The following is a 21,791-nucleotide window of genomic DNA, read 5'->3' as shown; positions in this document are numbered from 1 at the left end:
ATCAAAAAAGTTCCCCTTGATTATAGCCTTTGACTTTACCTAAATGTTTATAGGCTTTTTCTGTTGCCTCACGCCCCCGTGGGGTACGAACTATAAAGCCTTCTTGAATTAAAAAAGGTTCGTAAACTTCTTCGATAGTCTCTCCATTCTCAGAAACGGCTGTAGCTAACGTGGTGATTCCAACTGGACCTCCTTTAAATTTATCAATAATAGTCGTTAGAATTTTATTATCCATTTCGTCAAGTCCATGTGCATCAACATGTAAAGCTTTTAAAGCGTATTTTGCTATTTCAACATCAATTGTTCCATTTCCTTTGATTTGAGCGAAGTCTCTAACTCTGCGCAACAATGCATTCGCTATACGAGGTGTTCCTCTACTCCTACCAGCAATTTCAATAGCTGCTTCCATAGCAATGGGCATTTTTAGAATTGCCGAACTTCTTTCAACAATAGTTGTTAGAAGTTCTGTACTGTAATAATGTAGTCTGCTATGTATTCCAAACCGTGCACGCATGGGTGCTGTTAACAACCCTGAGCGTGTTGTAGCTCCAACTAAAGTAAAAGGATTTAAATTGATTTGAACTGTTCGTGCATTGGGACCAGATTCTATCATGATGTCAATTTTAAAATCCTCCATCGCAGAATACAAATATTCTTCAACAACAGGACTTAACCTATGAATTTCGTCAATAAAGAGCACATCACGTTCTTCTAAGTTGGTTAACAATCCTGCCAAATCCCCAGGTTTGTCTAAAACAGGTCCAGATGTTATTTTGATACCCACACCCAGTTCATTTGCTAATATATTAGCTAGTGTAGTTTTACCTAAACCTGGAGGCCCATGGAAAAGGGTATGATCAAGTGCTTCATTTCTAAAATTAGCTGCTTCAACAAAGACTTTCAAATTTTCCAGAACATTTTCTTGACCCGTAAAATCATCAAAAGATAAAGGCCTCAATTTTTTTTCAATATCGAGGTCTTCTGTATTAAAACTTCCATTAGTAGGATCTAGATTTTTATTCATAGTACAAATATATAAAAAATGCCTCTCAAATATGAGAGGCATTTTTTATATAAATATTAAATTCTTAATGATGTAATACTTCTTCACCAGGCTTCATAGGCACATTTTGTGGTACGAAGTCATCCTCATGACCTGGCTTGCTATAATCATAAGGCCATCTGTGTACTTCTGGAATTTCTCCAGGCCAGTTTCCATGAATGTGTTCAATTGGTGCTGTCCACTCTAATGTATTAGATTTCCATGGATTTTGAACTGTTTTTTCACCATAGAAAATACTGTGGAAGAAATTGTAAATAAATACGATTTGAACTAACCCTCCAATTATTGCAAACGCTGTAATGATTACATTGACATCTTGAAACTCATCAAATAATGGGAAATTAGTATTTTCATAATAACGTCTTGGTAGACCCGCTAAACCAATAAAATGCATAGGAAAGAAAACACCATAAGCACAAACAGCAGTGACCCAGAAATGAATATAACCCAAAGTTTTGTTTAACATTCTACCGAACATTTTAGGATACCAATGGTAAATTCCAGCAAACATACCATAAAGTGCGGATACACCCATTACTAAGTGAAAGTGCGCGACAACAAAATACGTATCATGCACATTAATATCTAAAGTACTATCTCCTAATATGATTCCAGTTAATCCCCCAGTAATAAATGTAGAAACTAAACCTATTGAAAACAACATAGCTGGATTGAGTTGTAAATTACCTTTCCAAAGAGTGGTGATGTAGTTAAATGCTTTTACAGCCGATGGGATGGCAATTAAAAGGGTTGTGAACGTAAATACTGAACCCAAAAAAGGATTCATCCCTGAAACGAACATGTGGTGACCCCAAACAATAGTTGATAAGAAAGCAATGGCTAAAATTGACATAATCATCGCTCTATATCCAAAAATAGGTTTTCTTGAATTGGTTGCAATTACTTCCGAAGTAATTCCCAAGGCAGGTAATAAAATAATATAAACCTCAGGGTGTCCTAAGAACCAAAATAAATGCTCAAACAAAACAGGAGAACCTCCTTGATAATTCAATACCTCACCTGCTAAATATATATCTGATAAGAAAAATGAAGTACCAAAACTTCTATCCATTATCAACAATAAAGCTGCAGACAATAAAACGGGAAATGAAATTACTCCTATTACTGCAGTGATAAAAAATGCCCAAATGGTTAGAGGCATTCTGGTCATAGACATTCCTTTGGTTCTTAAATTTAGTACAGTAACAATATAATTCAATGAACCCATTAAAGAAGATGCAATAAAAACTGCCATAGATACCAACCACAAAGTCATTCCTAATCCAGAACCCGCAATAGCTTGTGGTAAAGCACTCAATGGAGGATATATAGTCCAACCTGCTGAAGCTGGTCCAGACTCAACAAACAAAGAGATTACCATGATAACACTAGATAAAAAGAACATCCAATATGAAATCATGTTCATGAAACCAGAGGCCATATCTCTTGCACCAAGTTGTAAGGGGATTAATAAATTACTAAAAGTTCCACTCAAGGCTGCAGTCAATACGAAGAAAACCATGATCGTACCGTGAATGGTAATTAGTGAAAGATACGCTTCATTGGTCATTACCCCTCCTGGAGCCATTTTTTCACCTAAAAAGAAACTAAACACTTTAAAAGATTGCTCTGGCCAAGCCAATTGAAGTCTGAATAATAATGACATCCCTACTCCAATGATTCCCATAAAAATACCTGTTAGCAAATATTGCTTAGCAATCATTTTATGATCAATACTAAAAATATATTTAGTGATAAATGTATCTTTATGGTGGTGGTGACCCTCGTGATGGTCGTTGATGTGAATATCGCTTGCGTGACTCATATTAAAAAATATATTATAGTTTATTTACTTGATGCTTGAGCAACAATAGTTGTATCTTTTTTTGTAGAAAGGGAATCAGTAGTTGCTGTAACAGCCTCTCCTTCTTTTGGATTATCTTGATCTGCTTTAGCCTCCTTTACCGCTTTAACTAATGTAGTCTTAGTTGCAAGCCATTTTTGATATTCTTCAGGAGTGTCAACTACAACTTTCATTTGCATATTGTAGTGAGAAGCACCGCAAATTTTATTACATAATAAAAGATAATCAAATGTGTAAGGATCTAGAGCTGTTTTACCTTCAGCTACAAGAGCCTTGCTTCTTTCTTCTCTTATCTTATTGATATGTTCTACTTTTTCAATCATTTCAGGTGTTTCTCTCATTTCAGCAGTTGTTACTGAAGGGATAAATGAAAACTGAGTGACCATACCTGGTACACAATTCATTTGTGCTCTAAAATGAGGCATGTACATAGAATGTAATACATCTTGAGAACGAATTTTGAAAACAACTCGTCTTCCTTTTGGTAAGTGTAGCTCGTCAGTTACTATATCATCCTGAGCATTTTTATCCGTCAAATCTAACCCAAGTGTATTAACCCCTTCAATTAAACGAACATTAGCTTTACCTAATACATTGTCTGCACCAGAATATCTAGCCGTCCATTTGAATTGTTGAGCATATATTTCAATAACGATTGGTTTTTCAACTTTTTCGTTAACAAACATAATGTCGTTCCATGCAAACAATCCGAAGAAAATTAGTACCGCTAAAACAATAGCAGGTATAGAACTCCAAATGAATTCTAACTTATTATTATCAGAAAAATAGGTAGCTACTTGACCTTTTTTCCCTCTGTATTTATATCCAAAATAATGTAATAAGGCTTGAGTGATAATTTGTACTGTGAAAATTAAAATTAAAGAGATCCACATCAATCTATCTACTTCTTTTCCATGAACTGAAGCAGGATTACTAAGTAAAGGAAACTTACCATACTTTACCACACAAGTAATCATTATACAGTAGATGAATCCAAGAAAACCAAATAATAAATAGCCATTTACCTTGTTATCGTTATCATCTGCAACTTGACTGTTTTTTACGGCAACTCCAGCCTGAGTTAAATCGAAAATTTTAGTAAGTTGCCACAACGCAACTGATAATAAAACTAAAACTAAAAGTACTAAAATAATTGTCATTTGTAGTTTTCTTTAAATATTAATAATGAAAATGTTCACTTTCCTCAATAAAAGGATTACGTTTTGGCGTAAGAGGTGATTTCGAAAGTGCAGAAAACACAACAAAAATAAACAATCCTAAGAAGAATAGCACAGAAGAAATCTCTGAAACACCAACAAACCATTGATCTCCTACTGTTGCTGGCATAACCATATTAAAGAAATCAATATAGTGACCACACAAGATTACTACTCCAGCTCCTATAATAATAGGTGCGATTCGCTTAAAATCTGTATTGATTAATACCAACAATGGGAAAACAAAATTCATGACAACTGCACCCCAAAATGGTAAGGTATACACATCAATTCTTGTTTTAAAATAAGTAATCTCCTCTGGAATGTTTGCATACCAAATCAACATAAATTGAGAGAACCATAAATAGGTCCAGAATACACTTATTCCGAACATGAATTTTGATAAATCATGAATATGGCTAGAATTTACATTTTCTAAATATCCTTTAGATTTTAGGTATAAAGTTACCATAGAAATGGTTGTAATTCCGCTAACAAAGAAACTAGCAAACACATACCATCCGAACAAAGTACTGAACCAGTGAGGATCAAATGACATTAACCAATCCCAAGCCATGATTGACTCAGAAACTATAAAAAAGACTAAGAATCCAGCAGACAATTTGAAATTCTTTTTGTAGAATGAGTTATCTGAAGCTTCGTCTTGAGCCAAACAATTTTTTCTTGAAAAATAGCGGTATAAGTTCCAACCTAATAAGAATAAAGCTGCTCTTGAAATCCAAAATGGAAAGTTTAAATACCCTGATTTTCCAGCTATCATTTCATCATAATTAGCACTTCCTTTAGTGGTAACCCCTTCAGCCATCCAAGTAAACAAATGATGTTGGTGTAATCCTCCTAAAACAAGAATAATAAAGAAAATTACAGAACCTACAGGTAAATATGCTGTGATGCCTTGCATTACTCTAAACAAGACAGGAGACCATCCTGCTTGAGCTACTTGTTGAATGGCATAGAAAGTCAGAACCCCTAATGAAATCAACATAAAAAAGATACAAGCTACATATAACGCCGACCAAGGTTTATTTTGCAATTGATGAAAAACGTGCTCAGCATGTTCTTTTTTCTCTTTAACGCTATCTACCTCTGATATAACTTCTTTTTCTGCTTTTGCTTTTTCAGTAGTTACTATTTCTTTTTCAACTTTTGTAGAATCTGTATTTGAAGCTAGACTGTCTAAGGCAGGACTAGCGTTTTGAACTACAGTATCCGCCTTTTTTGTTTCATCAGCTATCGTTTGAACTTGATGCGCATTATTTTCAGATTTTGCAACAGCATGTTCTTCATGAGTAGAAGCTATAATTTTTTCAGCTTCCTCAATGGTTTTTGGAGCAGATAAAAAACCATAAACGATCCCAATGAAACCTAAAATCATTAGAACAAAAGCTATAGTTTTTAATTTATTAGAAAATGTATACATATTTTTATGAATCTGTTTGTTCTACTATTATAATTGTGATCTAAGTTTCATAACATAAGCAGCTACCATCCAACGTTCTTGTTGATTAAGTTGATTTGCGTATGAACCCATAGAATTTAATCCAAAGTTTATGACGTGATTAACACTTCCTTCAGTAATCTCTCTGTCTTTATAATTAGGGACTCCAAGGAATTTACCTTGTTTAACCAAATTCCCTTTACCATCACCCGCAGTACCATGACAGATAGCACAATATATATTGAAAAGCTCTTCTGCTTTTTTCATATCTATGGTCGTTGGATCCAAAGGAGACTTAGAGTTTAATTTAGCAGCTGCATAACCCTCAGGAGTGTTAGGGTATTCATAAGGAACATATCCTCTTTTTATAGTACCCACAGGAGGTAATTGTCCTTCTTTTCCTTGAAGACCATTAGGAGAGTTAAATGCTGTAGACTCAGAATAGGTCTCATAAGCCACCGATTCATACATATTAGGCATGTATTGGTAGTTAGGAGCACTATCATCTTTGCAAGACGTAAGAGAAACCAAAGCTCCGATTACAAATGATATTTTAAATATACTTTTCATGATTTTAGTGCTTTTCTATTACTTTAACTTCAACTGCACCAGTACCTTTGAAGAAATTAGTTAGTTCTTCTTCATTGTTATTCACAACAACTTCCATTAAGAAGTGATCATCTGTTGTTCTCACATCTGGATTTTCTGCTTTTTTGAACGGCCATAATTTACTTCTCATATAGAATGTGATAACCATTAAATGCGCAGCAAAAAACACAGTCATCTCAAACATTACTGGAACAAATGCAGGCATATTTTGAATATAACTCATACTTGGTTTACCTCCAATATCTTGAGGCCAATCTTGAATCATAATATAATCCATCATCGAAGTTGCCACTGTTAAACCAATACAACCATAAATAAAAGCACAAATGGCTAATCTAGTTGATGGTAATCCCATAGCTTTATCCAACCCGTGAACAGGAAAAGGAGTATAAACTTCTTCTATATGATGATGCGCTTTTCTTGTTTGCTTTACAGCATCCATTAATACATCATCATCATTGTATATTGCGTGTATTACTTTATTACTACTCATAACTAATACTAATGTTTTTCAGAATGATTGTGTTGTTCTCTTTCTCTTTTATAATTTTCACCTGAAGATTTCAAAATTGTTTTAACTTCAGCCTGAGCAATTACAGGGAATGATCTTGCATATAATAAGAATAAAACGAAGAAGAAACCAATGGTACCAATATAAATCCCAATATCAACAAATGTTGGAGAGAACATAGTCCAAGAAGATGGAAGGTAATCTCTGTGCAATGAGGTTACAATAATAACAAAACGCTCAAACCACATCCCAATATTTACAACTATAGAAATTATAAACGAAAACATGATACTTGTTCTTAATTTTTTAGACCACATGAATTGTGGCGAAAACACGTTACAAGTCATCATAGACCAATAAGCCCAAGCGTAAGGTCCTGTAGCACGGTTTAAGAAAGCGTATTGTTCATATTCAACACCTGAATACCAAGCTACAAATAATTCTGTGATGTATGCTACTCCCACAATAGAACCTGTAATCATAATTACAATATTCATTAATTCAATATGTTGTAGGGTAATGTATGCTTCTAAGTTAGATACTTTTCTCATGATAATCAACAGGGTATTTACCATGGCAAATCCCGAGAAAACAGCTCCAGCTACGAAATAGGGTGGAAAGATTGTAGTATGCCATCCTGGAATTACTGAAGTAGCAAAGTCAAAAGATACAATTGTATGAACTGAAAGTACAAGTGGCGTAGCCAAACCAGCTAATACCAGAGATACTTCTTCAAAACGTTGCCAATCTTTAGCTCTACCGCTCCATCCAAAACTAAGGATAGAATATACTCTTTTAGTGAAAGGTGTTACTGCTCTGTCACGTAACATTGCAAAGTCAGGAAGTAAACCAGTCCACCAGAAAACTAATGATACAGATAAGTAGGTAGAGATTGCGAATACGTCCCATAATAAGGGAGAGTTAAAGTTAACCCACAACGAACCAAATTGATTCGGAATAGGCACTACCCAATACGCTAACCATGGGCGTCCCATGTGAATAATAGGGAATAAACCTGCTTGAACTACTGAGAAAATAGTCATTGCTTCTGCAGAACGGTTAATAGCCATTCTCCATCTTTGACGGAACAACAACAATACTGCAGAAATCAGTGTACCAGCATGTCCGATACCAACCCACCATACAAAGTTGGTGATATCCCAAGCCCATCCTACAGTTTTATTGAGTCCCCATGAACCAATACCTGTTGAAATAGTATAAATAATGCATCCTACTCCCCATAGGAAAGCGACTAATGCAATTGAAAAAACGGTCCACCATTGTTTGTTTGCTCTACCTTCTACTGGAGCAGCAACATCTACAGTTACATCGTGATAAGTTTTATCACCAATAACTAATGGTTTTCTAATAGGTGCTTCGTAATGAGACGACATAATCCTTTATCTTGTTTCTAAATTAATAACTATGTATTTCTAACTTTAACGTGATACATCACATTTGGTTTAGTACCCACATGCTCTAATAAATGATACATTCTCTTATCTTCAAGTAATGCAGCAACTTTCGACTCTTTATCATTTACATCTCCAAATACCATAGCTCCCGTAGAACAAGCATTTGAACAAGCTGTTTGGAATTCTCCATCTTTTATTTCTCTTCCATCTCGTTTAGCATCAAGAATTGTTTTTTGTGTCATTTGAATACACATTGAACATTTCTCCATAACTCCACGCGAACGAACATTAACATCTGGATTGATGACCATTCTTCCTAAATCATCATTCATATGATAATCAAATTCACTGTTTTTGTTGTACAAGAACCAGTTGAAACGACGTACTTTATAAGGACAGTTGTTAGCACAATAACGTGTTCCAACGCATCTATTGTATGCCATTTGGTTTTGCCCTTGACGACCATGTGATGTTGCTGCTACTGGGCATACTGTTTCACATGGCGCATGATTACAATGCTGGCACATTACGGGCTGGAAAGCAACCTGAGGGTTGTCAGCTGGATGCTCCATACTACCAAATCCTCCTAATGATCCTTTTTCACCAAATAATCCACTGAAATTTTCTTTTTTCTCATTATCACCAGCAAAAGTATCTTCTGAAGAATAATATCTATCAATACGCAACCAATGCATATCTCGACTTCTTCTTACCTCAGATTTTCCAACAACTGGCACATTATTTTCGGCATGACAAGCAATTACACATGCTCCACAACCTGTACAAGCATTTAAATCAATAGATAAATTAAAATGATGTCCTGTACTTCTGTCGAAAGACTCCCATAAATCTACCTTAGTTGCAGGGGTTTCTTTATGGTCTAATGAAACCATGGGAACCAAATTCCATTCTTCCACTTTTACATTAGGGTCGTTGTATACTTTTAAAGTTGTTTCTTTAACGATATCACCTCTACCCATTAATGTTTTTTGTGATTGAACACAAGCAAATTCGTGCTCACCTTTTCCTTTTTCTAGCTTTACGCTCTGAACATTATTAAAGTTGTTGTAAAACACATAAGCATTTACACCAACTTGCATTTCTTCTTTTAATGATGCTTTACGTCCATACCCAAAAGACAAACCAATAGTTCCTACTGCCTGACCTGGTTGAACAATAACAGGAACATTTTCAAGCTTTGTGCCATTTACAGTTAAAGTAGCATAACTACCATTCAAACCTCCATTGGCAACAATTCTATTTTCTAATCCAAATTTCTTAGCATCGGCTTGAGAAACAGTAGCATAGTTATCCCATGATACACGTGTGATAGGATCTGGAAATTCTTGCAACCATGGGTTGTTCGCTTGTTGACCGTCACCTAATCCTGTTTTGGTATATAAAATCAATTCAAATCCTTGATTTGTTTTGGTTTGTGCTAACGCTGAAGCAGCACTGTTATAATCCGCTGTTCCAGAATTAATAGCCGTTGTTCCAAAAACAACTACTCCATCGTGTAATACTTTATTCCATGTATTTCCAGCTAAAAATGGTGTAGCATTGGATTTAATATAACTGTAATAATCTCCTCCAATTCCATTCCAAGACATCAAAGCTTCTTGGAACTGTTTCGAGTTAAATAAGGGTCTAATGGTTGGTTGAGCCAAGGCATACGTTCCTTTTGTAAGCACATAATCATTCCAAGACTCTAAATAATGTGGCGCTGCAACAGCAATATTCACTAATTCAGCCGTTTCATCTTCTTTTATTGAAAAAGCTACTGATGTCTTAACTTTTTTCAATCCATCTGCAAACGCTTTACTATTCGCCAAAGTATAAACAGGATTAACTCCGCTCATTACTAAAGTATGAACCAATCCAGAATTCATATCTGCTACTAACTGAGTAACTTTTTCATTCGATCCTTTTCTTATATACCTTGCAGAAGCTGTTAGTAATGCTTCGCTTTTTAATACCTGATTGATAGCAATTACTAGTAATTGTGCATTTTTATCTTGAATTCCAGAAACCAATAATCCTTTAGTTCCAGCAGCTTTCAACTGATTTGCCGCCTTAACAACCTCGTCTTCTTTATCTATTTTCGAAACTGAAACAGAGACACCTGTAATGATATTGTATATTTTTACTAGCGCTAATTTTTGATTTGCTTCATTCATAGCTACTCTTCTGTCAGCAGCTGCTCCTGATAATGTCATATTAGCTTCAAATTGGAAATGTTTTGACATTTTTCCTGCCTGAGGAATTCTTCCTTGAGCATACCCTTTATCATATCCTCCTCCTTGCCAATCACCCAAAAAATCTGCCCCAACAGAAACAATGGTATTCGCCTTTGCAAAGTCATAATCAGCTAAAGCTCTCTCTCCATAAACAGCTTCAAAAGCATCAAGGGCAGGCGATTCAGAAACTGCATCATACACAATGTGTTTAGCTGTTGGATTTTTTGCAATAAAATCAGCTATCAACTTATCTGTTGAAGGACTTGCTGTAGTACCTGTCAATAAAACTACTTGCTTACCAGAAGTTTTAGCCTCTGCTAAACTTGCTTTTACTTTAGAGTCGACTTCATTCCATGTTGCAGGTTTTGAGTCAATCTTTGGAGTTTTCAAACGCATGCTATCATACAAGGAGAGTACGGATGCATGAACTCTTGCATTGGCAGCAAATTTTGCCCCTTCTATAGTATTATTCTCAATTTTGATAGGTCGTCCTTCTCTTGTTTTAACCAAAAGATTTGCAAAATCAAACCCATCAAACATAGTAGTAGCATAGTAATCAGCTACACCAGGAATAATTGTGTCTGGCTGAACTACGTATGGAATTGATTTATGTACTGGTCCTTCACACGCAGCCAACGAAGCGGCTGCAGTTGTAAAACCAACATACTTTAAGAAATCACGACGAGTAGTTGATGAAGATGATAAAGAATCATTATCTGACAAGAAATCTGAAGTAGGAATTTCTTCCACAAATTCATTATTTCTTAGCGTCTCAACAATAGAACTATTTTCGTTTAGTTCTTCAACACTTTTCCAGTATTTTTTGTTAGATGACATCGTATATAAATATTAGCTTCTTAATAAATTGATTAATAGTGACACTTACCACATTCTAACCCTCCCATTTGTGCTGCAGTTAACTTATCTACACCATATTTTTTAGAAAGTTCTTTGTGAATTTTATCGTAATAAGCATTCCCTTCCATTTTAACTTCTGTTTCACGGTGACAATTTACACACCAACCCATTGTTAATGGCGCAAATTGTTTTTGAACTTCATATGTTTGAACAGGACCATGACATTTTTGACATTCAATTCCAGCAACTGTTACGTGTTGAGAGTGATTGAAGTAAGCAAAATCAGGTAAATTGTGAATACGAACCCACTTCACAGGTTTTGTTTTTCCTGTATATTTAGTACCATCCCAACCCACTGCGTCATATAATTTCTTAATCTGAGCATCATAAAAAGCTTTGGTATGACCATCTGCAGTTGAAGTTGTATCTGAAACTTCAGAAATATTTTTGTGACAATTCATACATACATTTAAAGAAGGAATTCCTGCATTTTTACTCACACGAGCAGAAGAGTGACAATATTTACAATCTATCTTGTTGTTTCCTGCGTGAATTCTGTGAGAATAATGGATTGGTTGTATTGGCGCATAATCTTGATCTACTCCAATTTGCATAAGATATCCATATACAAAATAACCACTAGCAAGCAATAAAAATATAGCTGATACTAAAACTAAAAATTGATTTTTTACAAAAGCCTGCCATATTGGAACTCTACCCGCTTTTGATTCCGTATTGATGTTGTTTGCTTTTGCAATTTTTGTTAGTACGTTGTTGACTAAATAAAGCATCACAACTAACATAAACATCACTAAAGCTAAAGCTCCTAATATTACATTATTTGAAATTCCACTTTCTTGTACTTCTCCTACTTTAGGTGCCCCAGGAACCGGAACTGGATCTTTTTTTACTTCATCAGTATAAGCTAAGATATTATCAATATCTGCATTTGACAACTGAGGAAAAGCCGTCATGACCGCTGGCTTATTTTCGTTCCATAGCTTTACAGCATCTGCATCACCCGACTTGATTAAAGCTGAACTATTTTTAATCCATCCGTAAAACCAATCTTTTTTGTGACGTCCAGAAACGCCTCTAAGCGCTGGTCCTGTCATTTTCTTGTCTAAATTGTGACAAGCGGCACAATTTGTGTTGAACAATTCTTTTCCTTTTATTGGATCTCCTCCTCCCGAAGAAGCCATTGCATCAGCTTTTGGCGCATCAGCCTTCGCAGGCGCTGCCGGAGCACTTTGAGCAAAAGCAGACAAAGAAAAAGTTAGCATTAATGCTAATCCGAACGAATAGATTCTGGAAATCGAATTATGGTTACCCACTTTTTTCATACTATTAATGATTATCGACTATTTTAGGCACATTCTTTTACATATCACTAAAAAAACAATGCACTTTATTTAAAATTTGAGCAAAAATACAATTTATGTACTATTCTCAAAACCTTAAATATATCTTAAATATCAATTTATATTAATTCTAAATAATTTTTACTACCTATTGTTTTAATATATATATTACATTTGCATAAAAATCAATCGCTTATGACAAATACACACCAATCTGGTCTTTTAAAATCCTTCATGTTACTTTTAGTTTTTTTTAGTTTTTTTACAGGATTTTCACAAGAAAACAACTCAAAACAAGAAACAAAATTCGAACAACTTCTCAACGAAAAAAGAAAAGTAAACGCCTCAATAACAGTCACCAATAGATATAAAATTCAAATCTTTAGTGGCACAAGTGATTTGTCAAAAAAAACACTGATTCAATTCAAAAAAGAAAACAAAAATTACGACGGTACCATAATTTTTAGCACCCCTATATATAAAGTTTGGGTGGGAAATTTCAAAACTCGAATTGAAGCAGAAAAAAACCTCATGTTGCTTAAAAAAAAATACCCCAATGCGATTCTCATAAAACCAAATAAGTGATTTTTTTTCAATATTTTTACCAAAACCTTCCTCTAATCAGCAAAGCACACTAAACCCTTGATTTTAGGGGTTATTTCCTTTTTATATTTTTTTATATATTTGTTTTTCAAATATTTACACATACAGTGTTTTTCAAACAAATTTTTATTTTTGTTAAAAACTAAGGCATATTGTGAATAAAATTAGCTTTCATTTCTACTAATTTTTACAAATCTTTGTAACATCAGAATTGAACTTTTTAAACACCCCTAATTATGTCTTTCATAGAACCTATTCTTAAAGAAAATAAAGATCGATTTGTTATTTTCCCCATCAAACATCATGATATTTGGGAGTGGTACAAAAAACAAGAGGCTTGCATTTGGACTGCAGAAGAAATTGATTTGCATAACGACTTAAACGATTGGAACCACAAACTGAACGAAGATGAAAAATATTTCATTAAACACATCTTGGCGTTTTTTGCAGCTTCTGATGGGATTGTTAATGAAAATCTTGCCGAAAATTTTGTGAGTGAAGTTCAATATCCCGAAGCAAAGTTTTTTTATGGATTTCAACTCATGATGGAAAATATACATAGCGAAACTTATTCTCTTTTAATTGATACTTATGTAAAAGATGAAGCAGAAAAACACGAACTTTTTCATGCTATTGAAACTTTCCCTGCTATAAAAGAAAAAGCCGAATGGGCTTTAAAATGGATTCAATCACCAAGTTTTGCAGAACGATTAATCGCTTTTGCTGCAGTAGAAGGTATCTTTTTTTCAGGTTCTTTTTGCTCAATCTATTGGTTAAAAAAACGTGGATTAATGCCTGGACTTACTTTTTCAAACGAATTAATCTCTCGTGATGAAGGTATGCATTGTGATTTTGCCGTTCACTTACATAACAATCATTTGGTTCAAAAAGTTTCAAAATCAAGAATTACCGAAATTATAACTAACGCCTTAGATATCGAAAGAAAATTCATCACAGAGTCGTTGCCTGTGAGTTTAATAGGAATGAACGCTACTTTGATGACTCAATACCTTGAATTTGTAACCGACAGACTCTTAGTAGAATTGGGTTGTGACCGAGTATACAATGCATCAAATCCATTTGATTTCATGGACATGATTTCGCTTCAAGGAAAAACGAACTTCTTTGAAAAAAGGGTTGGTGAATATCAAAAAGCTGGCGTAATGAATAATGATTCTAGTGGTAGTAAAATCAGTTTTGATGCTGATTTTTAAAATGAAATAAAAAACACAAAATAGATGTTGGGAAACATGTGTTTTTAAAAATAATCAAATATTAATCAAAAGTAAAGAAGGGATTCTTTAGTTTTAAACAAAACAAATTTATGTACGTAGTAAAAAGAGATGGGCACAAAGAGCCTGTAATGTTCGACAAAATCACCGACAGAATCAAAAAACTTTGTTATGGGTTAAACGACATGGTAGACGCTGTAAAAGTCGCCATGCGCGTTATTGAAGGATTATACGATGGCGTTTCCACGTCAGAATTAGACAACCTCGCTGCCGAAACCGCCGCTTCCATGACTATCACACATCCTGATTATGCTCAATTAGCCGCGCGAATTGCCATTTCTAACTTACATAAAAACACAAAAAAGTCATTCTCTGAAACCATGAATGACATGTACCATTATGTAAACCCAAGAACTAATCAAAAAGCACCCTTGCTGTCTGAAGAAGTTCATGCGGTGATTATGGAACATGCAAAATTTTTAGACTCACACATTATATATAATAGAGATTTTAACTACGATTATTTCGGATTCAAAACTATAGAACGTTCCTATTTACTAAAAATAAACGGAAAAATTGTGGAACGTCCTCAACAAATGTTGATGCGTGTAGCTGTGGGAATTCATCTTGACGATTTAGATGCGGTTATTGAAACCTATGAATTGATGTCGAAAAAATTCTTCACGCATGCCACACCTACTTTATTTAATGCAGGAACTCCAAAACCACAAATGTCCTCTTGCTTTTTACTCACCATGCAAGAGGATAGTATTGACGGAATCTATGATACCTTAAAACAAACTGCCAAAATATCTCAATCTGCTGGAGGAATTGGGCTTTCCATTCACAATGTACGGGCTACAGGCTCATACATTAGAGGAACCAACGGAACTTCAAATGGAATTGTACCGATGTTGAGAGTTTTCAATGACACCGCACGTTATGTAGACCAAGGCGGAGGAAAAAGAAAAGGAAGCTTTGCAATTTATTTAGAAACTTGGCATGCTGATATTTTTGAATTTTTAGATTTGAAAAAGAATACGGGTAAAGAAGAAATGCGTGCAAGAGACTTATTCTTTGCTATGTGGATTTCCGATTTATTTATGAAACGAGTTGAAGAAGACAGTCATTGGACCTTAATGTGTCCAAACGAATGTCCTGGACTTTGCGATGTTTATGGTGAAGAATTTGACGCACTTTACACTTCCTATGAAGCCAAAGGAAAAGGAAGAAAAACAATAAAAGCGAGAGAATTATGGGAAAAAATTCTGGAATCTCAAATAGAAACTGGAACACCATACATGCTTTATAAAGATGCAGCAAATAGAAAGTCAAATCAGAAAAATTTGGGAACCATTCGTTCATCCAATTTATGTACTGAAATTTTAGAATACACAGCACCAGATGAAATTGCTGTATGTAATTTGGCTTCTATATCACTCCCTATGTTTGTTGAAAATGGCTCTTTCAACCATGACTTGCTCTTCTCTGTCACAAAACGAGTGACTAAAAACTTAAACAAAGTCATCGATCGAAATTACTACCCCGTTGAGGAAGCAAAAAATTCAAACATGCGTCATCGCCCAGTAGGATTGGGTGTTCAAGGTCTTGCCGATGCTTTCATCATGTTGCGCATGCCTTTTACAAGTGATGAAGCAAAACAATTGAATCAAGATATTTTTGAAACGTTATATTTTGCCGCAGTGACAGCTTCTATGGAAATGGCCAAAGAAGAAGGCCCATACTCAACATTCAAAGGATCACCTATCTCAGAGGGATTGTTTCAACACAACCTCTGGAATATCAAAGACGAAGAACTCTCAGGGCGCTGGGATTGGGCTAGTTTGAGAAAAGAAGTTATGGAACATGGCGTTAGAAATTCGCTATTGGTAGCTCCTATGCCAACAGCTTCGACATCACAAATATTAGGAAATAACGAGGCCTTCGAACCTTACACTTCCAATCTCTACACACGTCGTGTACTGTCTGGGGAGTTTATTGTAGTAAATAAACACTTGTTGAATGATTTAGTAGAGCGCGGCTTGTGGAATGAGTCCTTAAAACAAGAAATCATGCGTCAAAATGGTTCTATTCAATCTATTGAACGTATCCCTCAAGATTTAAAAGAACTCTACAAAACCGTATGGGAAATGTCGATGAAAGACATCATTGATATGAGTAGACATCGTGGCTATTTTGTTGATCAGTCGCAATCCTTAAATTTATTCATGCAAGACGCCAATTATGCCAAACTTACGTCTATGCATTTCTACGCTTGGAAAAGCGGTTTAAAAACAGGTATGTACTATTTGAGAACAAAAGCTGCAGTAGACGCTATAAAATTCACACTCAATAACGACAAAAAAACAGAACAAATTCCACAAGCCGATGCCGTCGAAGTAATTGCTCCTAATGAAACAGGCGAAATGACCGCAGAAGATTTTAGAGCCATGGTAGAAAGAGCTCGAAATGCAAATCCTGGGGATTGTGAAATGTGTGGATCTTAAAAGAAAATAGATTAACAACAAACAGCCGTCAAAATGATGGCTGTTTTGTTTTTTAACTATATTTGAAAGCAAATAAAAAAGGAATGATTGAAGTAAAACGAACCACATCTGATAATGCCGACTTTAAACGGTTAACCAATTTATTTGATGCTTATCTTGTAGAAATCGATGGCGATGAAAAAGACTTTTTTGCACAATACAATCAAATCTATATCAAGAATGTAATCGTACTGTATGAAAACGATTATGCTCTAGGTTGTGGTGCTTTCAAGGGCTATGAAAATGAGGTTGCCGAACTCAAAAGAATGTTTGTGCTTCCTGAATCAAGAGGAAAAGGAATTGCCTCTAAAATAGTAGACTCCCTAGAATCTTGGATGAAAGAAGAGGGCTTTTCAAAATGTATTTTAGAAACTTCTCGTTATTTGGAACCTGCTGTTGCTTTATATAAAAAGTTAGGCTTTACCATCATTCCTAATTATGGCCCCTATAAAAATGTATCTAGCAGCATTTGCATGCAAAAAATGCTAACATCCTAACATTAAAATTCAAAACAAAATGATGAACTGGGAACAACTTTTATCATTAAAACGTCAAGGTGATAAAGGAAAAAGACTGCGAATTGAACAAGACGATACACGATTAGGTTTTGAAGTAGATTATGACCGCATCATATTTTCATCAGCTTTTCGCAGTTTGCAAGACAAAACACAAGTGATTCCACTTTCAAAAACCGATTTTGTACATACACGGCTTACCCACAGCTTAGAAGTTTCGGTGGTGGGGCGTTCATTAGGGAGATTGGTAGGAAAAAAAATCTTAGAAAAACACCCCGCATTAAAAGAAATTTACGGGTACCAATATAATGACTTTGGAGCAATCGTGGCTGCAGCAGCTTTAGCACACGATATTGGAAATCCTCCTTTCGGACATTCAGGAGAAAAAGCCATTGGAGAATATTTTTCTATTGGAAAAGGGATGAAATATAAAGAATTCCTCTCCGATAAAGAGTGGCAAGATTTAATTGATTTTGAGGGGAATGCCAATGGCTTTTTTACAGTTACTAATTCGAGACCCGGAATAGAAGGAGGAATTCGATTAACTTATGCCGTACTAGGAGCCTTTATGAAATATCCCAAAGAAAGTCTTCCCAAAAAACCAACTTCTAAAATAGCCGATAAAAAGTATGGTTTTTTTCAAGCCGATAAAGATTTTTTTGAAGAAGTCGCTAACGAATTAGGTTTAATAAAAAAAACAGGTCGTGACATAGGTTTTGAACGACATCCTCTAGCCTTCTTGGTTGAAGCTGCCGATGATATTTGCTATACTATCATCGACTTTGAAGACGGCATTAACTTAGGCTTAGTATCAGAAGATTTTGCTTTGGAATATTTAATCAATTTAGTAAAAGATACTATTAACAAAAAAAAATATCAAACATTAACTACCAAAGAAGATCGTATAAGTTACCTACGCGCATTAGCTATTGGAACTTTGATAAACGATGCCGTTTCCATCTTTGTTGAAAATGAAGAAGCTATTCTTCAAGGAAATTTCCATAACTCCTTGATGGATAAAAGCAAGTATAAAGCACAAATTGAAGACATTATCAAATTGAGTGTAAAAAACATATATCAAAACAAGGAAGTCATTGAAAAAGAACTTTCAGGCTACATTATTATTCATAATTTGTTAGACAAATTTATTACAGCTATTACTAATACTTATGAGGGAAAAGCAAGCAATTATGATGCCTTACTTCTAAAGGTCCTTCCAGAAAAACATGCTATTGAAAAAGCAACACTTTATGAGAGACTGTTATATGTTTGTCATTTTGTTTCCATGCTTACAGATGGAAAAGCATTAGAAATAAATCAAACGATATTGACTTAAAAAAATCTTAATTTTTTGGTATTCAGCTTAAAAAATTGCAATTCCTCAAAAAAAAACATATTTTCGCAGATAAAACCAAATAACATCAAATCACTATTATGAAAAAAATTACATCTTTATTGATGATTTTGTTTTCAGTTATTGGATTTTCTCAAGACTACAAAGGGAAAATTCAGAATTATTTAGACGAAAACAAAGGAAAACTGAACCTTACCTCTCAGGATATTTCTGACTGGTTTATTGAAAGTACAGGAAGTTCAGAATCAACCAATATTGACACCTATTGGATTAAGCAAAGGTATCATGGTATTGAAATTTTTAATGCTACCTCTAACGTATGGGTTAAAAATGGAGAAATTATAAATATTGTTAACGGATTTATTCCAAATATCAATAGTAAAATTAACACTGTGAGTCCCTCACTTTCGGTACTCGATGCATTAAAAAAAGGATTTATTGCAACAAAATCAACAGATGTTAATGGTGAGATTATCCAAACGATTGGAACAAATGAATTTAAAATTTCAAATGGCACACTCAACGAAGAACCTATCACTGCTGAATTAGTATATCAACCTGTGGGGAATTCTTTGAAATTAGCATGGTATTTTAACTTTTACACTCAAGATCACAACCACTTGTGGAGTATTCGCATTGATGCTGTTAATGGAGCTTTATTGGAGAAACATGACATGGTTATCTCTTGTAATTTTGACAATCATAAAAAGACCACTTCAAATAAAGGATTTTCATTTTATAACAATGTATTCAAACAAGAAAACAACTTAACCGTTGCACAAATTCAAGGAGGGTCCTACCGTGTGGTTCCTTTCAATTATGAAAGTCCAAATCATCATACAAGAGATTTAATAGCAAATCCAGAAAATGCTACGGCTTCTCCTAAAGGATGGCACGATACTAATACCCTTTCAGGAACCACTGCTTCTTTAAAATACACCTATTTAAGAGGAAACAACGCTTGGGCTAGAGCAGATTACACCAATGCGAATCCGACAGCTACTTCAACTACTTCAACTGCAAATGGGTATTCTCCTACAAACGCTAGTTTAACTTTTGATTTTCCTTATCCAGGCACCTCAGTGGCTGCCAAAACCTACATCGATGCCGCTACCACAAATTTATTCTACATGAATAATATTTTACATGACATTTGGTATCAATATGGATTTAATGAAGCTAACGGAAACTTCCAAAAAACCAATTATGGTACAGGTGGTGGTAGTGCAGGCGATTTTGTTTGGGCAGATGCACAAGATGGTTCCACTGCGACAACTCCAACTTTAAATAATGCAAACTTCTCTACACCTGTGGATGGCAGTAGTCCAAGAATGCAAATGTATTTATGGAGTTATAGAAAAGTGACACAATTATTAACTGTTAACACTCCCTCAGACATAGCTGGTGCCAAATACACAAGTGATAACGTGTTTAGTCCAGGGCATGTTAATGTTCCTGTAGCTCCAGCCATGATTCAATCTGACATTGTATTATTTGATGATGGAACGCCAGACGTTGGACAAACTGATAATGCAGATGCCTGTTCAGCTGCAGTAAATGCAAGTGCAATTAGTGGGCATATTACTATCATCAGAAGATCTACTTCAACAGCAAATGGTGGTACCCCTTGCACATTCATTCAAAAAGCTTTATATGCAAAAGCGGCTGGTGCAACTGCTGCTATCATTGTAAATAATGATGATGCAAATCCTGACAATACTATTGGAATGTCTGGAGCTGATGCAACTATAACAATTCCTGTTTTAAGTGTTTCATTGAACACTGGCGAAGCAATCATTGCTAAATTAGTAAGTGGACAAACTGTAAATGCAAAGATTCAGTCACCAACTGCATTAGATTTATTTGTGAACACAGATGGTGATTTAGATAATGGGGTGATTGCTCACGAATTTGGTCATGGAATTTCAACTCGTTTATCAGGAGGACCTGCTAATTCAAGCTGTTTAAACAATGAAGAACAAATGGGTGAAGGTTGGTCTGATTGGTTTGCTATGATGTTAACCATGCATCCTGGCGATGTGGGTACAACTCCACGCGGACTTGCAACATTCGTAATTAATGAAGACCCTACGGGTTATGGCTTACGAAATTATCCTTACACAACAGATATGTCTATTAACCCTGAAACTTTTGCAACTGTTAACAACAATCAGTATGATTCAGATGGTGATGGAATTCCTGACACTACTGAAAGTCATAATGTAGGAGAAGTATGGGCAACCATGTTATGGGATTTGTCATGGGCTTATATCAATAAATATGGTTATGATGACAATAAGTATACTGGAACAGGAGGAAATAATAAAGTTATGAGATTGGTTTTAGACGCTATTAAAATGCAACCTTGTAGTCCAACCTTTGTTCAAGCTAGAGACGCTATTTTAGCCGCAGATTTAGCTACTACTGCTGGTGAAAATTACTGTATGATTTGGGAAGTATTTGCTAGAAGAGGGCTTGGATTACATGCTGATTCAGGAGATACTAATTCTTCGATCGACCAAGTTGAAGATTTTACAGTCCCAACACCTGGAACAACACCAGCAACTGGATCAAACTGTACACTATCTGTAAATTACTTCGGAAATCAAGATTTATTTAGAGTTTATCCAAATCCAACTAATGGCCAATTAAACATCAGAATCAATAATTATGTTGGTAAAGTTTCTATTGACGTTATTGACATCAATGGCCGTTTGGTAGATTCATACAAAAACGAAGACTTTAATATAGAGAAATCTCTTAACTTGAACAATCTTCAATCAGGAATGTACATTCTTAAAGTTAGCGGAGATTCGCTCAACTTTACTCAGAAAATTTTGAAAAACTAATTTTTTTTGTAAATAAATTAAAAAGCGGTTTCTAACGGAACCGCTTTTTTGTTATCAAAAACTGTTTATAAACAAATTCCTAAGAAATTGGAAAACTA

Annotated in this window: 15 protein-coding genes; 6 read left to right on the top strand and 9 right to left on the bottom strand. The window is 34.9% G+C overall.

Annotated elements, in window-relative coordinates; all coding sequences use genetic code 11:
* Position 1 precedes the first annotated feature (1 nt).
* From ruvB to CLV55_RS07740, 9 genes are all read right to left on the bottom strand, one after another.
* On the bottom strand, positions 2 to 1,024 hold the full coding sequence (ruvB, locus tag CLV55_RS07780) for a Holliday junction branch migration DNA helicase RuvB (RefSeq protein WP_112113191.1): 1,023 nt from the start codon (positions 1,022 to 1,024) through the stop codon (positions 2 to 4).
* Positions 1,025 to 1,088: 64 nt separating this feature from the next.
* Positions 1,089 to 2,888: a cytochrome c oxidase subunit I gene (locus CLV55_RS07775; RefSeq protein WP_112113190.1), complete on the bottom strand. Its 1,800-nt coding sequence runs from the start codon at positions 2,886 to 2,888 to the stop codon at positions 1,089 to 1,091.
* 20 nt (positions 2,889 to 2,908) lie between these two features.
* A complete protein-coding gene (locus CLV55_RS07770; protein WP_112113189.1) occupies positions 2,909 to 4,087 on the bottom strand; it encodes a cytochrome c oxidase subunit II in 1,179 nt (392 codons plus the stop codon).
* A 19-nt stretch (positions 4,088 to 4,106) separates the two neighbouring features.
* Complete coding sequence (locus CLV55_RS07765; RefSeq protein ID WP_112113188.1) at positions 4,107 to 5,585, bottom strand: quinol:cytochrome C oxidoreductase; 1,479 nt, start codon at positions 5,583 to 5,585, stop codon at positions 4,107 to 4,109.
* Between the two features lie 27 nt (positions 5,586 to 5,612).
* Positions 5,613 to 6,173 carry a c-type cytochrome gene (locus CLV55_RS07760; RefSeq protein ID WP_112113187.1) on the bottom strand — a complete coding sequence of 187 codons (561 nt, stop codon included), beginning with the start codon at positions 6,171 to 6,173 and terminating at the stop codon, positions 5,613 to 5,615.
* A 4-nt stretch (positions 6,174 to 6,177) separates the two neighbouring features.
* Entirely contained in the window at positions 6,178 to 6,705 is a 528-nt protein-coding gene (locus tag CLV55_RS07755) for a DUF3341 domain-containing protein (protein WP_112113186.1), read from the bottom strand.
* A gap of 8 nt (positions 6,706 to 6,713) precedes the next feature.
* Entirely contained in the window at positions 6,714 to 8,117 is a 1,404-nt protein-coding gene (gene nrfD / locus CLV55_RS07750; RefSeq protein ID WP_112113185.1) for an NrfD/PsrC family molybdoenzyme membrane anchor subunit, read from the bottom strand.
* 29 nt (positions 8,118 to 8,146) lie between these two features.
* Positions 8,147 to 11,212 carry a TAT-variant-translocated molybdopterin oxidoreductase gene (locus CLV55_RS07745; protein ID WP_112113184.1) on the bottom strand — a complete coding sequence of 1,022 codons (3,066 nt, stop codon included), beginning with the start codon at positions 11,210 to 11,212 and terminating at the stop codon, positions 8,147 to 8,149.
* A 32-nt stretch (positions 11,213 to 11,244) separates the two neighbouring features.
* On the bottom strand, positions 11,245 to 12,576 hold the full coding sequence (locus tag CLV55_RS07740; protein ID WP_112113183.1) for a c-type cytochrome: 1,332 nt from the start codon (positions 12,574 to 12,576) through the stop codon (positions 11,245 to 11,247).
* A gap of 213 nt (positions 12,577 to 12,789) precedes the next feature.
* Between CLV55_RS07740 and CLV55_RS07735 the strand changes: the two genes are divergently transcribed.
* From CLV55_RS07735 to CLV55_RS07710, 6 genes are all read left to right on the top strand, one after another.
* On the top strand, positions 12,790 to 13,179 hold the full coding sequence (locus CLV55_RS07735; protein ID WP_394338239.1) for an SPOR domain-containing protein: 390 nt from the start codon (positions 12,790 to 12,792) through the stop codon (positions 13,177 to 13,179).
* A gap of 254 nt (positions 13,180 to 13,433) precedes the next feature.
* Positions 13,434 to 14,411, top strand: coding sequence for a ribonucleotide-diphosphate reductase subunit beta (locus CLV55_RS07730; protein WP_112113182.1), 978 nt, complete (start codon positions 13,434 to 13,436; stop codon positions 14,409 to 14,411).
* Positions 14,412 to 14,521: 110 nt separating this feature from the next.
* On the top strand, positions 14,522 to 16,936 hold the full coding sequence (locus CLV55_RS07725) for a ribonucleoside-diphosphate reductase subunit alpha (RefSeq protein ID WP_112113181.1): 2,415 nt from the start codon (positions 14,522 to 14,524) through the stop codon (positions 16,934 to 16,936).
* 62 nt (positions 16,937 to 16,998) lie between these two features.
* Positions 16,999 to 17,472, top strand: a complete 474-nt coding sequence (locus CLV55_RS07720; RefSeq protein ID WP_245902695.1) for a GNAT family N-acetyltransferase — start codon at positions 16,999 to 17,001, stop codon at positions 17,470 to 17,472.
* A 22-nt stretch (positions 17,473 to 17,494) separates the two neighbouring features.
* Entirely contained in the window at positions 17,495 to 18,826 is a 1,332-nt protein-coding gene (locus CLV55_RS07715; protein WP_112113180.1) for a deoxyguanosinetriphosphate triphosphohydrolase, read from the top strand.
* Between the two features lie 98 nt (positions 18,827 to 18,924).
* A complete protein-coding gene (locus CLV55_RS07710; protein ID WP_112113179.1) occupies positions 18,925 to 21,693 on the top strand; it encodes a T9SS-dependent M36 family metallopeptidase in 2,769 nt (922 codons plus the stop codon).
* Positions 21,694 to 21,791: the final 98 nt, after the last annotated feature.

Source organism: Flavobacterium aciduliphilum (assembly GCF_003268855.1).
GTDB classification, from domain to species: domain Bacteria; phylum Bacteroidota; class Bacteroidia; order Flavobacteriales; family Flavobacteriaceae; genus Flavobacterium; species Flavobacterium aciduliphilum.
Note: the sequence above shows the minus strand (reverse complement) of the source record. Positions and strands in the feature narration are given on the sequence as shown.

What these genes read in the sequence shown, in the direction of transcription:
- CLV55_RS07760 (WP_112113187.1), bottom strand. Translation starts at nt 6,173, where the DNA reads ATGAAAAGTATATTTAAAATATCATTTGTAATCGGAGCTTTGGTTTCT.
- nrfD (WP_112113185.1), bottom strand. Translation starts at nt 8,117, where the DNA reads ATGTCGTCTCATTACGAAGCACCTATTAGAAAACCATTAGTTATTGGT.
- CLV55_RS07730 (WP_112113182.1), top strand. Translation starts at nt 13,434, where the DNA reads ATGTCTTTCATAGAACCTATTCTTAAAGAAAATAAAGATCGATTTGTT.
- CLV55_RS07715 (WP_112113180.1), top strand. Translation starts at nt 17,495, where the DNA reads ATGAACTGGGAACAACTTTTATCATTAAAACGTCAAGGTGATAAAGGA.
- CLV55_RS07735 (WP_394338239.1), top strand. Translation starts at nt 12,790, where the DNA reads ATGACAAATACACACCAATCTGGTCTTTTAAAATCCTTCATGTTACTT.
- CLV55_RS07745 (WP_112113184.1), bottom strand. Translation starts at nt 11,212, where the DNA reads ATGTCATCTAACAAAAAATACTGGAAAAGTGTTGAAGAACTAAACGAA.
- CLV55_RS07710 (WP_112113179.1), top strand. Translation starts at nt 18,925, where the DNA reads ATGAAAAAAATTACATCTTTATTGATGATTTTGTTTTCAGTTATTGGA.
- CLV55_RS07725 (WP_112113181.1), top strand. Translation starts at nt 14,522, where the DNA reads ATGTACGTAGTAAAAAGAGATGGGCACAAAGAGCCTGTAATGTTCGAC.
- CLV55_RS07775 (WP_112113190.1), bottom strand. Translation starts at nt 2,888, where the DNA reads ATGAGTCACGCAAGCGATATTCACATCAACGACCATCACGAGGGTCAC.
- CLV55_RS07740 (WP_112113183.1), bottom strand. Translation starts at nt 12,576, where the DNA reads ATGAAAAAAGTGGGTAACCATAATTCGATTTCCAGAATCTATTCGTTC.
- ruvB (WP_112113191.1), bottom strand. Translation starts at nt 1,024, where the DNA reads ATGAATAAAAATCTAGATCCTACTAATGGAAGTTTTAATACAGAAGAC.
- CLV55_RS07770 (WP_112113189.1), bottom strand. Translation starts at nt 4,087, where the DNA reads ATGACAATTATTTTAGTACTTTTAGTTTTAGTTTTATTATCAGTTGCG.
- CLV55_RS07765 (WP_112113188.1), bottom strand. Translation starts at nt 5,585, where the DNA reads ATGTATACATTTTCTAATAAATTAAAAACTATAGCTTTTGTTCTAATG.
- CLV55_RS07755 (WP_112113186.1), bottom strand. Translation starts at nt 6,705, where the DNA reads ATGAGTAGTAATAAAGTAATACACGCAATATACAATGATGATGATGTA.